The 13,746-nt window shown below is 74.4% G+C and carries 12 protein-coding genes; 5 read left to right on the forward strand and 7 right to left on the reverse strand.

Annotation, left to right across the window (positions count from 1 at the left end; translation table 11 throughout):
• Positions 1-42 precede the first annotated feature (42 nt).
• Together IH50_RS0122910 and IH50_RS0122915 are read left to right on the forward strand one after the other, a co-directional pair.
• The gene (locus tag IH50_RS0122910) at positions 43-555 is read left to right on the forward strand and encodes an immunity 21 family protein (protein ID WP_030865383.1); all 513 of its coding nucleotides are present in this window, start codon (positions 43-45) and stop codon (positions 553-555) included.
• Positions 556-887: 332 nt separating this feature from the next.
• Positions 888-1,733 carry an SDR family oxidoreductase gene (locus IH50_RS0122915; protein WP_030865386.1) on the forward strand — a complete coding sequence of 282 codons (846 nt, stop codon included), beginning with the start codon at positions 888-890 and terminating at the stop codon, positions 1,731-1,733.
• Between the two features lie 15 nt (positions 1,734-1,748).
• Here the strand turns inward: IH50_RS0122915 and IH50_RS0122920 are convergent, their stop codons facing one another.
• Positions 1,749-3,437 (reverse strand): DUF885 domain-containing protein, encoded by a 1,689-nt coding sequence (locus IH50_RS0122920; RefSeq protein WP_030865389.1) that lies wholly within the window; start codon positions 3,435-3,437, stop codon positions 1,749-1,751.
• A gap of 32 nt (positions 3,438-3,469) precedes the next feature.
• Positions 3,470-3,961 carry an Lrp/AsnC family transcriptional regulator gene (locus IH50_RS0122925; RefSeq protein WP_030865391.1) on the reverse strand — a complete coding sequence of 164 codons (492 nt, stop codon included), beginning with the start codon at positions 3,959-3,961 and terminating at the stop codon, positions 3,470-3,472.
• A 60-nt stretch (positions 3,962-4,021) separates the two neighbouring features.
• Between IH50_RS0122925 and IH50_RS0122930 the strand changes: the two genes are divergently transcribed.
• The gene (locus IH50_RS0122930; RefSeq protein WP_030865393.1) at positions 4,022-5,209 is read left to right on the forward strand and encodes a trans-sulfuration enzyme family protein; all 1,188 of its coding nucleotides are present in this window, start codon (positions 4,022-4,024) and stop codon (positions 5,207-5,209) included.
• A 123-nt stretch (positions 5,210-5,332) separates the two neighbouring features.
• On the opposite strand, the gene IH50_RS0122935 is transcribed toward IH50_RS0122930, so the two are convergent.
• From IH50_RS0122935 to IH50_RS0122945, 3 genes are all read right to left on the reverse strand, one after another.
• Positions 5,333-6,595, reverse strand: a complete 1,263-nt coding sequence (locus IH50_RS0122935; protein ID WP_051767416.1) for a GNAT family N-acetyltransferase — start codon at positions 6,593-6,595, stop codon at positions 5,333-5,335.
• A 110-nt stretch (positions 6,596-6,705) separates the two neighbouring features.
• Positions 6,706-8,292, reverse strand: coding sequence for an alkaline phosphatase D family protein (locus tag IH50_RS0122940; RefSeq protein ID WP_030865398.1), 1,587 nt, complete (start codon positions 8,290-8,292; stop codon positions 6,706-6,708).
• Positions 8,293-8,592: 300 nt separating this feature from the next.
• Positions 8,593-9,423, reverse strand: a complete 831-nt coding sequence (locus IH50_RS0122945; RefSeq protein WP_030865400.1) for an alpha/beta fold hydrolase — start codon at positions 9,421-9,423, stop codon at positions 8,593-8,595.
• A 163-nt stretch (positions 9,424-9,586) separates the two neighbouring features.
• Here IH50_RS0122945 and IH50_RS0122950 point away from each other — a divergent pair, with 163 nt between their 5' ends.
• Together IH50_RS0122950 and IH50_RS0122955 are read left to right on the forward strand one after the other, a co-directional pair.
• Entirely contained in the window at positions 9,587-10,474 is an 888-nt protein-coding gene (locus tag IH50_RS0122950; RefSeq protein WP_030865402.1) for an RNA polymerase sigma-70 factor, read from the forward strand.
• Between the two features lie 161 nt (positions 10,475-10,635).
• Entirely contained in the window at positions 10,636-11,397 is a 762-nt protein-coding gene (locus tag IH50_RS0122955; protein ID WP_030865405.1) for a GntR family transcriptional regulator, read from the forward strand.
• A gap of 429 nt (positions 11,398-11,826) precedes the next feature.
• On the opposite strand, the gene IH50_RS0122960 is transcribed toward IH50_RS0122955, so the two are convergent.
• Entirely contained in the window at positions 11,827-12,984 is a 1,158-nt protein-coding gene (locus IH50_RS0122960; RefSeq protein WP_030865407.1) for an ROK family transcriptional regulator, read from the reverse strand.
• Positions 12,985-13,081: 97 nt separating this feature from the next.
• A complete protein-coding gene (locus tag IH50_RS0122965) occupies positions 13,082-13,744 on the reverse strand; it encodes a response regulator transcription factor (RefSeq protein WP_030865409.1) in 663 nt (220 codons plus the stop codon).
• Positions 13,745-13,746: the final 2 nt, after the last annotated feature.

Consider the following 13,746-nt stretch of genomic DNA (forward strand, 5'->3'; position numbering starts at 1 on the left):
CCCCCGCTCCCGGCAAGGGAGTCGGCCCGGTAGGTTCTGCGCATGGTGCGACACGCGGAGCCGGTCACGGTCGAGTGGGTGGAGTCGGGCGGCGGGCCGCTCGTCGCGGTACCGGAGACGGTGCTGCCGTTCTGGACGGGCGCCGACGGCGACGAGACGGCCTCGGACTACGACCGGGCCTGCGAGGTGGACGGACTCGTCGGACTCCTCCCGGTCGGCGACGCGACGGCCCTGGTCCTGGGCGACGAGCCCGCCGCGACCGCCTTCCTTCCCGAACACGGCACCCTCGTCCGCCGGCTCGCCGGTGACTTCGAGGCGGAACTCCCGGCGAGCCTCCCGGCCGCGCTGCACACCGCGCGGTGGCAGCCCGAGGTGCACTGGAAGGTGCCCGGCACGGTCGTCCTGTTCGACGCGGCCTGGCCCGGCTCCGGCTCCACGGGCACCGGCCATGTGAGCCTCACGCTCGCCCCGGGCCGTTACGCGGTCCGCGCGGCCCGGGTCCAGCCGGGCCCGGAAACCTGGCTGGTCCTCGTCCGGCTCCGACCGCTGCCCTGACCGGCGGCCCGCTGTCACGGCGGTCGTGTCCATGGGGGACCCGGCCGTCCCCGGTCCGTGCACGCCGTGGACGGCCACGGCGTACGGTTCGGCCGGGAGCATGGTGGTCGCGCCGTTGAACCCGACCGTTGCCTTGACCGGTGGCCCGCCGTCACGGCGGGCGTGCCCGTGGGCGGCGAGCCCCGCCGTCCCCGGTCCGTGCACGCCGTGGACGGCCACGGCGCGTACGGACCGGGGCCCGGAGCACGGTGGCGACCGCACCGCCGGGCGGGCGGGTCGTCCGGCCGATATTCGCGTGCGCCGGCCCGCCCGGCCCCGCATCATGGACGATCATGCCCAAGCTCCCGCACCCCACGCCCGAAGCACTCCGCCGTGACCCCCTGCCCCTGCGGGGCCGGACCGCGCTGGTCACCGGGGCCAGCCGGCGCGGCGGCATCGGTCATGCCGTGGCCCGGCGTCTCGCCGCCTACGGGGCGAGCGTCTACCTGCACCACCACGTGCCGCACGACGCCGCCATGCCCTGGGGCGCGGACCGGCCCGAGGCCGTGACCGCCTCCGTGCGCGACGCCCTCGGCGACCCCGATGCGACCGTGCTCGCCGGTCCCGGCGACCTCACCGACCCCGCGGCCCCCGCCGAACTGCACGCCCGCGCGACCGAGGCGCTCGGCGGACGGCTCGACATCCTCGTCGCCAACCATGCCCTCAGCGGCTCCGACGGCGACCTCGACACGATCGACGCCGCCATGCTCGACGCGCACTGGGCCGTCGACGCCCGCTCGGTGCTGCTGCTCGTCCAGGCCCACGCCCGGCACCGAGCGGCCCTGCCGCCGCACACCCCGGGCGGGCGCGTGATGATGATGACCTCCGGGCAGGACATCGCCGGCGGCATGCCCGGCGAGATCGCCTACGCCCTCCAGAAGGGCGCCCTCGCCTCCATCACCCGCTCCCTGGCCACCACCCTGGCCGGGTATGCGGTCACCGTGAACACCGTCAACCCCGGCCCTGTGGACACGGACTACCTGACCGGCGACGCCTATGACGCCGTCGCCGCCCTTTTCCCCGCCGGCCGCTGGGGCATGCCCGACGACCCCGCCCGCCTCATCGCGTGGCTGGCCACGGACGAGGCGGACTGGATCACCGGTCAGGTCATCGACTCCGAAGGCGGCTTCCGGCGCTGACGGCGCCGGACCGGCTCACAGCGCCGACAGCTCGTCCACCAGGTCGTCCAGGCCCAGCGAGCCCTGGGACAGGGCGGCCATGTGCCACGCCTTGAGGTCGAAGGCGTCGCCGTGCCGCTCGCGGGCCTTCTCCCGGCCCAGCAGCCATGCCCGCTCGCCCAGCTTGTAGCCGATCGCCTGGCCCGGGATCGTCAGATAGCGGGTCAGCTCGCTCTCCACGAAGTCCGCCGGGCGGCTGCTGTGCGCCCCGAAGAACTCCTCGGCCAGCTCGGGCGTCCAGCGCTCGCCCGGGTGGAACGGCGAGTCCGCCGGGATCTCCAGCTCCAGGTGCATGCCGATGTCGACGATGACCCGGGCCGCCCGCATCATCTGCGCGTCCAGGTAGCCCAGCCGCTCCTCCGCGTCCGCGAGGAACCCGAGCTCGTCCATCAGCCGCTCCGCGTACAGCGCCCAGCCCTCCGCGTTGGCGCTGACCATGCCCACGGAGGCCTGGTAGCGGGAGAGGTTCTCTGACACGTGCACCCACTGCGCGAGCTGCAGGTGATGGCCGGGGACGCCCTCGTGGTACCAGGTCGAGACCAGGTCGTAGACCGGGAAGCGGGTCAGGCCCATCGTGGGCAGCCAGGTGCAGCCCGGCCGGGAGAAGTCCTCCGACGGGGGCGTGTAGTACGGCGCCGCCGCGCTCCCCGCCGGGGCGATCCGCGATTCCACCCTCCGCACCCGCTCGGCGAGGTCGAAGTGGGTGCCGTCCAGGGACTCGATCGCCCGGTCCATCAGGCCCTGGAGCCACGCGCGGACCTCGTCGACGCCCTCGATGTGCCGGCCGTGCTCGTCCAGGTGCGCCAGCGCCACCCACGGCGTGGCGGCCCCCGGCAGGATCTTCTCGGCCTCCTTCCTCATCTCGCCGAGCAGCCGGTGGTACTCCGACCAGCCGTACGCGTACGCCTCGTCCAGGTCGAGATCGGTCCCGTTGTAGTAGCGGGCCCAGCGGGCGTAGCGCTCCCGGCCCACCGTGTTCGGCGCGCCCTCGATGGCCGGCGCGTACACGTCGCGCATCCAGTCACGCAGCTCCACGACGGCCGCGGTCGCCGCGCGGGCGCCCTCGTCCAGCTCCGCGCGCAGCGCGTCCGGTCCCGCGGCGGCGAAGTCCTCGAACCAGCCCCGGCCCTCACCGGTGTCCGCCCACTCGCCGAGCTGCCCGATGAACGTCTCCGTCGGGCGCGGAGCCGCGTACAGCTTGCGCTCCAGGCCCAGCGCGAGGGACTCCCGGTAGCCCGCCAGCGCGGCCGGCACCGCGCGCAGCCGCTCGGCGATCGCCGCCCAGTCCTCCTCCGTCTCCGCCGGCGTCACGGTGAACACCTCGCGCACCGAGTGCGCGACCGTGCCCAGGTTGCCGACCGCGCGCAGGCCCTCGTCGGCCTCGTGTACGGCGAGTTCGGCGGTGAGCCGCTCGCGCAGCAGGCGGGCGCAGCGGCGCTCGATGCCGCTGTCCGCGCCGGGCCGCCGCTCGGCCTCGTCGAGCCGCGCGAGGGTGGCCCGCTGGAGCTCGGCGAGCGCCTCCTGTCCGGCGGGCGAGAGATCGGGCAGCCGGGAGGAGCTCTCCTTCACTCCGAGGAACGTTCCGGTGACCGGGTCGAGGGCGATGAGCTCGTCGACGTAGGTGTCGGCGACCTGACGGGGAAGCGCGCTGTTGGTCTGAGACATGCGGCCCATCCTGGTACGCGACTCCTCGCACGTCACCCGGTTTGAGCTGTGGGCGAAGGCGGCAGCAGGGGGCCGCAGTCCCACTGCTGGAAGATCAGCCGGGTCTCCACACGGGCCACCTCCCGCCGGGCGGTGAACTCGTCGAGCACCAGCCGTTGCAGATCCGCCATGTCCGCGACCGCGACATGCACCAGATAGTCGTCGGGGCCGGTCAGGTGGAACACGGTCAGCGACTCCGGCAGCGCCCGGATCCGCTCCACGAACGGCCCCACCAGCTCCCGGCGGTGCGGTCTGACCTGCACCGACAGCAGCGCCTGGAGCCCGCGCCCCAGCTTGGCGGGATCCAGCTTCAGCCGGTGCCCGAGGATCACGCCACAGCGGCGCAGCCGGGTCACCCGGTCCAGACAGGTCGACGGCGCGACCCCGACCTGCGCGGCGAGATCCCGGTACGTCGTCCGGGCGTCGTTCTGCAACAGCCGCAGCAGATGGAGGTCCACCGGATCCAGTACGACAGATTCGGCCACCGGCCGAACGTAACACGGGTTTCTGCTCCTTTGACCCGTTCGGTGTTCACCCTTCCGTCCATGGACTTGGGCATGGACATGCGACGCACCACCCGCGCACTCGCCACCGAGGCCGTGCACGCAGGCCGCGACGACCTCGCCGGACTGGGACTGCACGCCCCGCCGATCGACCTGTCGACCACCTACCCCTCGTACGACAGCCGCGCCGAGGCCGCCCGCATCGACGCCTTCGCCACCACCGGCGCCGAGCCGGAGGGCCCGCCCGTCTACGGACGGCTCGGCAACCCGACCGTCGCACGCTTCGAGACCGCCCTCGCCCACCTGGAGGGCACGGAGTCGGCGGTCGCGTTCGCCAGCGGCATGGCCGCGCTCAGCGCCGTCCTGCTGGTCCGCGGCTCGACGGGACTGCGGCACGTCGTCGCCGTACGTCCCCTGTACGGGTGCAGCGACCATCTGCTGACCGCCGGACTGCTCGGCTCCGAGGTGACCTGGACCGACCCGGCCGGAGTCGCCGACGCGCTGCGCCCCGACACCGGCCTGGTGCTCGTGGAGACCCCGGCCAACCCCACGCTCGCCGAGATCGACCTGCGGGCCGTCGCCCACGCCTGCGGCTCCGTGCCGCTGCTCGTCGACAACACCTTCGCCACACCGGTCCTCCAGCGTCCGGCCGCGCACGGGGCACGCCTGGTACTGCACAGCGCCACCAAGTACCTCGGCGGGCACGGGGACGTCCTGGCGGGCGTGGTGGCCTGCGACGAGGAGTTCGCCGGGCGGCTGCGCCAGGTGCGGTTCGCCACGGGCGGCGTGCTGCACCCGCTGGCCGGATACCTGCTGCTGCGCGGCCTGTCGACCCTGCCGGTACGGGTGCGGGCCGCGTCCGCGAACGCCGCCGAACTCGCCGGCCGGCTCACCGCCGACCCACGCGTGGCCCGGGTGCACTACCCGCGCATCGGCGGGGCGATGGTCTCCTTCGAGGTGCACGGGGACCCGCACGAGGTGATCGCCGGCGTACGCCTGATCACCCCGGCCGTCAGCCTGGGCAGTGTGGACTCCCTCATCCAGCACCCGGCCTCCATCAGCCATCGCATCGTCGACGCCGACGACCGCAGGGACGCCGGGGTGAGCGACCGGCTGCTGAGGCTCTCGGTCGGCCTGGAGGACGTCGAGGACCTGTGGGCCGACCTGGACGTGGCCCTGGGGGAGCGGGCCGGGACGCCCGCACCGGCGGAGGCGTCGGCCCGGGGCTGAGGCCGGGTACCCGGGGGACGGCCCGGCGCATCGCACCGCCGGGCCGCTCTTCGGACGCCCGCGCGGCGGCCATGCCCTCGTGCTCGCGCGCGGTGCCGGTGCCGCGCGCCCGCGCGTGACGGGCTACGGCCGGCCGACCCGCTCGCCGTGCTCCCGCCCCTCCTCCGCGCGGCGGTCCGCCGCGACGTCCAGGCGGGCCGTGACGACCAGCGTGCCCTCCTCGATCTGGTAGTCGAGCGGCAGCCCCAGGCCGCGCATCGCGGCGACCATGCCGGTGTTCGACGCCTGCGTCACGGCGTACACCTGGGCGCAGCCGTCCTCGGCCGCCATCGCCACCAGCCGGGTGAGCAGCTCGGAGCCGATGCCCCGCCGCTGCCAGGCGTCCTCCACGACCAGCGCAACCTCGGTCTCGTCGCCGTCCCACAGCAGATGGCCGAGGCCGACGATGCGGCCCGAGGCGGTCTGCGCGGCGAGCGTGCGGCCGAAGCGCGGGCTGAGCAGGTGGTTCAGATAGCGGTCGGCGTCGCCGACCGGCCCGTGGTATCGCATGCGCAGGGTCTCGGTGGAGCACCGTTCGTGCATCGCCCGTGCGGCCGCCAGATCGCCGGTGTCCGCGCGGCGCACGGAGACGGCACTGCCCTCGGGCAGCGTGAGGACGTCACGGCCGCGCGGGATCCGCGGCCCGAGCCGGGCGTCCAGCTCCACGAGTGCCCGCGCGCGGGCGAACTCGGTGGGGGTGAACGGCAGATACGGCCGCTCCACGGTGATCACCCCGCCCTCCGGGGCGCGCAGCCGGATCACGGTGTCCTCCAGGGAGCCCTCCTCGGGCACGGTCGCGGTCGCGCGGTGACCGCCGCCCGGCAGGGAGCGGATCGTGCACCGGCCCAGCAGCTGGCGCAGCGCGAGCGGCAGTTCGGCCGCGTCCTGCGCGGTGCGGGCGGCCAGCCCGAGGACCCGGGTCGGCGCGTCCACCAGATCGTGGGCGTCGGCCCGCTCGGTCCAGGTGTCCGCGCCCCCGGCGAGCGACACGGCGGCGACGAGGTCCGTCCCCTCCGGCGCCCGCAGCAGGAACTCGTCGACGGTGTCCTCGCCCAGCGGGTGCGTCTGCAGGCTCAGGATGTCGACCCGCCGCTCGGCCAGCGCCGTGCAGAGCGTGGCCAGCGCGCCCGGTTCGTCCTTCACCGTCGTCCGCATCCGCCACAGCACGCTGCCGCCGGCCCCGGCGGAGGGCGGCGGGGCACCGCCGGTATCGTGCGCCGGCGGTGCGTGGCCGTGGCGGCGTACCCACCAGGCGTGGAACGCCGCCGTGCACCGCGCGGCGAGTCCGGCCGGGTCCCGGCGGCCGTTCGCGGGGCCGCCGTGCGGGGTGTTCGTCACTTCAGACATGTCTCGACTCATACAGCCACTGTGAAGGAACCGTGTTTCGTGATCACGAACGTACTGTGACTGATGGGTAAAGCGCGCTTCTGACCGTTTTGTTGAGTTGCCGACCGAAGTTACTGGCCGACCAGGCCCGGCCGCAGCGTCTTCGTGAACAGCACGGTGCCGTCCTGCTCCCGCATCCGCACCGTCAACTCGCCGCTGTCGCCGTCGATGTCGACCTCGCCGAAGAACTGGTAACCGCCGATGGGCGAGACGTTCGAGGCGCTCGGCGCCTTCACCCACACCCGCTCGGGGCCGAAGGTGCCGTCGAGCGCGCTGGCCGGGAAGGCGCCCGCGTTCAGCGGACCGGAGACGAACTCCCAGAACGGCTCGAAGTCGTCGAAAGCGGCCCGCGAGGGCTGGTAATGCTGTGCCGAGGTGTGGTGCACGTCGGCCGTCAGCCACACCGTACCGGTGATCCGCCGGTGCTTGACGAACCGCAGCAGCTCCGCGATCTGCAACTCCCGCCCCAGCGGCGCCCCCGGGTCGCCCTGGGCCACCGCCTCCACGTTCTGCCTGCCCTCGGTCGTGTCGGGCACGACGAGACCGATCGGCATGTCGGCGGCGATCACCTTCCACACCGCCCGCGACCGCGACAGCTCCCGCTTGAGCCACTCCAGCTGCTCCCGCCCGAGGATGCCCTGCGGGTCCACGGTCTGGTCACCGGAGGAGTTGGCGTTGCGGTACGTCCGCATGTCCAGCACGAACACGTCGAGCAGCGGCCCCTGCCGCAGCACCCGGTACACCCGGCCCTCCCGGGCACCCGGCCGCAGCGTGGACATCGGGAAGTACTCGCCGAACGCGCGCCGCGCCCGGGCGGCCAGCACGTCGACGCTCTTCTCCGTGTACCGGGCGTCCGTGTCGGCGATCCGCTGGCCCGGGTACCAGTTGTTGCGCACCTCGTGGTCGTCCCACTGCACGATGGACGGCACCTGGGCGTTGAACCGGCGCAGGTTCTCGTCCAGCAGGTTGTAGCGGAAGTTGCCCCGGAACTCGGCCAGGGTCTCGGCGACCTTGGCCTTCTCCTCGGTGGTGAGGTTCCGCCAGACGCCGCCGTCCGGCAGGGCGGCGGTCGCGGAGAGGGGTCCGTCGGCGTAGATGGTGTCGCCGCTGAACAGGAAGAAGTCGGGGTCGAGCCGGGCCATCGCGTCGAAGATGCGGTAGCCGCCGACGTCGGGATTGATGCCCCAGCCCTGCCCCGCCAGGTCGCCCGACCACAGGAACCGCACACCGTCCCGGCGCCGGGCGGCGACCGTGCGGAACGTGCCGGTGACCGGCTCACCGGTGCGGCGCGGGTCGTCGGGGTCGGCGAGCAGCACCCGGTAGTGGATCTGCTCGCCGGACGGCAGCCCGTGCAGCCGGGTCGTACCGGTGAAGTCGGTGCCCGGGCCGAGCAGCGGACCGTGCCATCTGTGCGGGCGGCGGAACGACTCGGTCGCCGACGTCTCGACGATCATCCGCGCCGGACGGTCGGAGCGTACCCACACCAGCCCCGAGTCACGGGTGACGTCGCCGGTCTGCACGCCCCATTCGGCCCGTGGGCGCCCGGAGAGGGCGAAGGCGGGCGCCGCGCCGAGCGCGGTGGGCAGGGTCAGGGCCGCCGAGGCCGCGAGCGAGCCGCGCAGCACGGCGCGGCGGCCGGGGAGCGGACGGTGTGACATGGGATGCGCCTCCAGGGACGGGATCCGGCCAGTGTGCGCGACCACACCTACGCGGACGGCGCGGCCCGCACGCGAACACCGGGTGAACAACTCGCACGGGCGGGGGAGCGGGCCCCTGCCGGGCGGCGGCCGGCCGGGTCACGGTTCGACGGCAGCCGGGTCCCCGGGGCGAGCCGCACCGCCTCGCGCGGCGCGCGGTCTCACGGAGGCGGCGGGCCCTTCGAGGCCGGTCCGCGGTGCCGCCAGGACAGGACCGCACCGGGCGTTCCGGAAACGGGGCCGGCGTCGTACGGTCCGTCCTCAGCGGCTGCCGTCGAGGATGACGCGCGCGACCAGCGCCGGGTCGTCGTTCATCGGGACGTGACCGCAGCCGGGCAGCCGGACCAGCCGGGCCCGGGGGATGATCCGCTTGGCGCGGACGCCCTGGCGGGGGATCAGCAGCCGGTCCCGGGAGCCCCAGGCGACGGTCACCGGGATGCCGGGCACGTCGTCGGTGAACCGTACGGCGGTGCCCGCGCGGAGGGTCTCGGCGAAACCGGTGGCCCCGGCGAGCGCGAGCGTCTCGGCGACCACGGCCTCGGGGGAACGCCGCCCGGGACGGGCGTAGATGGTGCTGGTCAGCGCCGCCCGGCCGGCCGCGGAGCGGGCGAGGCGCTCGACCAGCGGAAGCGGCATCCGCTCCGCGATCCGCCGCATGGCGGTCAGCACGCCGAAGGCGTACCGCCGCTCGGCCTGCGTCCAGAAGCCCGCCGGGGACAGGGCGGTGACGGACCGTACGAGCCGTTCCCGGCCGAGTTCCAGGGCCAGCAGGCCGCCGAGCGAGTTGCCCGCGACATGCGGCCGGCCGAGCTCCAGTTTCTCGCACAGGGCGCCTAGGGCGGCGTTCATGGTCGGCAGGTCGTGGGCGAGGCCGCCGGGCAGCGACGGGGAGGCGCCGAAGCCGGGCAGGTCCACGGCGGTCACCTCGCGCTCGGTCGCCAGGATGTCCACCACCGGGTCCCAGGCCTGGCGGTGATGACCGATGCCGTGCAGCAGGAGCAGTGGTTCGCCGCGGCCCACGCGCGCGTAGGACAGGGTCACCGGCTGCGGGCCGAGGGGAGAGGTGACCTCGAAGGAGACGGTCGCGGACATGAGGGTGCTCCTCGTCTGGGACTCGCGGAAAGGGACGCCGCCCGGCGTCGTAGACAGCTTGTCAGCAATTACTACCGACGGGTAGCCCCACGGTCGGCGTGTCCCGCCGGCCGCCGGCCGGTGCCGCCTGGACACGGCCGCGCGGGTCGGCTGGGATGGTGCCGTGACCACCGACACCGTGACCGACGTCTTCGAGGAACACCGCCCCGTCCTCCTGGGAGTCGCCTACCGCATGCTGGGCCGGGTGGCCGACGCGGAGGACGTGGTGCAGGACGCGTGGCTGCGCTGGTCGGGCGGTGACCGGGCCGAGGTGCGCGAACCGCGCGGCTACCTGGTACGCGTCACCACCCGCCTCGCCATCGACCGGCTGCGCCAGATCAAGGCGCACGGCGAGACGTACGTCGGCCCGTGGCTTCCCGAGCCCTACGTCACCGACTTCGGCGACACCGTCCCGGACGCCGCCGAGCGGGCCGTCCTCGCCGACTCCGTCTCCCTCGCCGTCCTCGTCGTCATGGAGTCCCTGTCGCCCCTGGAACGCGCGGTGTTCGTGCTCCGGGAGGCGTTCGGCTACCCGTACGCCGACATCGCGGCCATGCTCGACCGCGGCGAACCGGCCGTACGCCAACTCGCCGGCCGCGCCCGCAGACACGTCGAGGAGCGCCGTCCGCGCTACGAGGTCGACCCCGCCGAGCGCCGCGACCTCACCGAACGCTTCCTGGCCGCGGCGGCCGACGGCGACCTGGCGGGCCTGCTGGAACTCCTCGCCCCCGACGCGCGCCTGGTCGGCGACAGCGGCGGCAGGTCGCGCGCCCCGCTGCGGGTCCTGGAGAGCGCCGACCACGTGGGGCGCTTCCTCCTCGGCGTCGCCCGCAAGGGCGTGCCGGACCTCTCCTTCCGCTTCCTGGAGCTCAACGGCGGACCCGCGGTGCTCGTCCTGTCCGCCGGCAAGCCCGACTCCGTCGTCCAGCTCGACGTCGCCGACGGGCGCGTCCGGACGGTGTACGTCATCCGCAATCCCGACAAGCTGCGTCCGCTCGCCGAGGTCCGGTAGGAGCCCCCGCGCCGGAGCCCCCGTCGCGACGGGGCCCGTCGTCGTGCCCGATTGGTATTGACCAAGGGTGAGAGGCGCCTTATGGTCGCAGATAAGTGAAACAACCTTTAATAAACAAGGGCGCTAAAACGCGGCCGGACACGGCGATCGTGGAGGACAGGGTGGGGACCACGCAGCTGGAAACGGTGCCGGAACCGAAGTACTGGCACCTCAGGACCGTGCTCAGTGAGGCGCTGGACTCGGAGTTCTCCGTGGGCGAGGTCCTGCCCAACGAGCGCGACCTCGCCGCTCGCTTCGGCGTCGCCCGCGCCACGCTCCGGCAGGCCCTGGAACAGCTCGAACTCGAAGGCCGGCTGCAGCGCCGCCGCGGCGTGGGCACGACGGTCGCCCCGCCGCGCATGGGCGTGTCCGTCGGCACGGCACAGCACGCCTGGCCCGGCGGACCGCACGACGCCTGGCAGACCCTCGACTGCGCGCCCGAGGTGCCGCCCGCCGCCGTCGCCGAGACGCTGGTGACCGGCCGCGACGAGCCCGTGCACGTCGTGCGGCGCTCCCGTGTCTCCCACGGCCAGCCCGTCGCCGCCGAACTCCTCTACATCCCGGCGGACTCGGTACCGGACCTGTCCGGCATCGACGCGCCGTCCGGCACCGCACGCGCGCGTGCGGTACTGCGGGAACTGCAGCGCCTGGAGCTGGAGCGGCAGGAGAACGCGGTGGAGCTCGGCTCCGCCCGCGCCGACGACGCGCGCGAACTGGACCGCCTGCCCGGCGCGCCCGTCCTCGTCGTCACCACCCGCTTCATCGCCCGAGGCCGCACCGCCGCGCTCTCCGTGGCCACGTACCGCGCGGACACCTGCCGCCTCACCTTCGGCGACTCGGGCGGCGTCGAGATCCACCACGGCCCGGAACGCCACGCGTCCTGACCTCCCCGTAACCATCCCGTGGCTGCGGTCAGCCACACCGCCGCAGCCGAGGGCGGCCACCGCCGCAGCTGCGGGCAGTCGTGCCTCCCCCAGTGCCTTAAGGGCCTGGGAGGTACCCCCAGGGCGGCACGGGTGGGCGCAGCTGCACCCCTCCAGCGGGGCGAGCGCAGACCCGCCCCCGGCCCAGCAGTCACCGGGGTGTCCATTGAGCGGGGGGTGTCACGCAGCCCGGCGTCAGCGAGGTGCCGTCGCGCCCACCCTCCCCCACTCTCGGCTTCGCTCGAGCGGGGGGACCCCCATCGCCCTGCGGCACGACTGCCCGCGGAGTGCGGCGGGAGACTGCCCGCGGAGTGCGGCGGGGACGCGGCGGGAGCCGGGGCGCGGAGTGCGGCGGGAGCCGGGGCGCCGGGCGCCGATACGACGTGCCCGCTACCGGCGGGCCGTCACCGTGCCCTCCACCGCGAAGAGTTGTTCCTCCACATGGTCGAGAGCCAGGCGCACCGCACCCGTGGCGACCGCCGCCTCACCGAGGTGGGACAGCGTGACCTTCGGCGGACGCAGGCAGTAGCGGGCCAGTTCGCGGCGCAGCGGCTCCAGGACACCGTCCAGGCCGGCCGCCCAGCCGCCGATCACCACCAGCTCAGGGTCGAGGGCCAGCACCAGCGCCGCCACGTCGTGGACGAGCCGGCGGATGAACCGGTCCATGGCCGCCAGCGCCCGCTGGTCGCCCTCGCGGGCCTGGGCGAAGACCTCGGCGACCGCCTGCTCGTCGAGCGGGTGCAGCGGCTCGTCCGTGGTGGACAGCAAGGTCTCGGGGGTCGCCTCCCGTCCCAGCAGATGCAGCGCGCCGATCTCGCCGGCCGCCCCGCCGTACCCCCGGTGCAGCCGCCCGCCGATCAGCGAGCCGGCGCCCGGACTCAGCCCGGCCAGTACGAACACCACGTCGTCGGTCTCCCGGGCGGCGCCCTTCCAGTGCTCGGCGACGACCGCCGCGTTGGCGTCGTTCTCCACCAGCACCGGACACTTGAAGGACCGGCTCAGCCGCTCGCCGAGGCCGAGGCCCGTCCAGCCGGGCAGCGCCGTGCCCAGCCGGACCGTACCGTCCGCCTCCACGATCCCCGGCGTACCCACGCCCACGGCCCGCAGCGAGCCGCGCGGGACACCGGCCCGCCGCAGCAGCTCCGCAACGGCCGTGCCGATCCGCTCCAGCCGCTCGTCGGCGTCGACCGTCTCGTCGACGTCCCGCGCCTGCGCGCCGATCACCTTGCCGTCCAGATCGGCCAGCAGCGCGGCCACCCGGTGCGCGCCGATCTCCAGGCCGAGCAGATGCCCGGCCTCCGCCCGGAACCGGAACCGCCGCGCCGGCCGCCCCTGCCGCCGCGCAGCCCCCTCCTCGGCCGCCGTCTCCACGACGAGACCCGCCTCGATGAGCCCCTCCACGACGCCCTCGACGGTCGGCCGGGACAGGCCCGTCACCCGGGTCACCTCGGTCAGCGTCGCGCAGTCCGTGGCCCGCAACGCGTGCAGCACCACCGCGGAGTTGATCCTCCGCAGCAGCGAGGGGTCCCCGCCGGTCAGCCGACCCACCGTCCGTCCTCCCAGCTCGTGCGCGTGTTGGGCGGATCGTACTCGGCACCGCAGGCCCCGGCGACCTCCGGGCACGGCCGCCCCCGCGGACGCGGTTTCAGCCCGGTGCCACGAAGCCCGACTCGTAGGCCGCGATCACCGCCTGGGTCCGGTCCCGCACCCCCAGCTTCGCCAGCACGGCGCTCACATGGGACTTCACGGTCTCCGTGCCCACCACCAGCCGCGTGGCGATCTCCGCGTTCGTCAGGCCCCGCGCCATCAGCCGCAGCACCTCCCCCTCACGGTCGGTCAGCCGCGCCCGCTCCAGCACGTCGCGCGCCGCGCGGTTGCCGTCACCGTCGGCGTATTCGGCCGCGAGCCGGCGCACCGAGGCGGGGAACAGCAGCGACTCGCCCTCGGCGACCAGCCGCACCGCGTGCACGATCTCCGCCGGCCGTGCCCGCTTCAGCAGGAACCCGTCGGCGCCCGCGCGCAGCGCCCCGTACACGTACTCGTCGTTCTCGAACGTCGTCACGACGAGGATCTTCGGCGGCGCGTCGACCGTCCGCAGCAGCGCCCGCGTGGCCTCGATCCCGTCCAGCAGCGGCATGCGCACGTCCATGGCGACCACGTCCGGCCGCAGTCGCCGCACCAGCGGGATCACCGCCGCCCCGTCGGCGGCCTCCCCGACGACCTCGATGTCCGGCTGCGCCTCCAGCACGGCCCGCAGACCCGCGCGTACGAGGGGTTCGTCGTCGACGAGCAGAACGGTGACCGGCATGC

Source organism: Streptomyces sp. NRRL S-37 (assembly GCF_000721605.1).
GTDB lineage: Bacteria > Actinomycetota > Actinomycetes > Streptomycetales > Streptomycetaceae > Streptomyces.

Bases quoted from the DNA above. Each gene is read 5' to 3' on its own strand.
- IH50_RS0122940 (WP_030865398.1), bottom strand. From the start codon at position 8,292: ATGTCACACCGTCCGCTCCCCGGCCGCCGCGCCGTGCTGCGCGGCTCG.
- IH50_RS0122910 (WP_030865383.1), top strand. From the start codon at position 43: ATGGTGCGACACGCGGAGCCGGTCACGGTCGAGTGGGTGGAGTCGGGC.
- IH50_RS0122935 (WP_051767416.1), bottom strand. From the start codon at position 6,595: ATGTCTGAAGTGACGAACACCCCGCACGGCGGCCCCGCGAACGGCCGC.
- IH50_RS0122965 (WP_030865409.1), bottom strand. From the start codon at position 13,744: ATGCCGGTCACCGTTCTGCTCGTCGACGACGAACCCCTCGTACGCGCG.
- IH50_RS0122920 (WP_030865389.1), bottom strand. From the start codon at position 3,437: ATGTCTCAGACCAACAGCGCGCTTCCCCGTCAGGTCGCCGACACCTAC.
- IH50_RS0122945 (WP_030865400.1), bottom strand. From the start codon at position 9,423: ATGTCCGCGACCGTCTCCTTCGAGGTCACCTCTCCCCTCGGCCCGCAG.
- IH50_RS0122915 (WP_030865386.1), top strand. From the start codon at position 888: ATGCCCAAGCTCCCGCACCCCACGCCCGAAGCACTCCGCCGTGACCCC.
- IH50_RS0122930 (WP_030865393.1), top strand. From the start codon at position 4,022: ATGGACTTGGGCATGGACATGCGACGCACCACCCGCGCACTCGCCACC.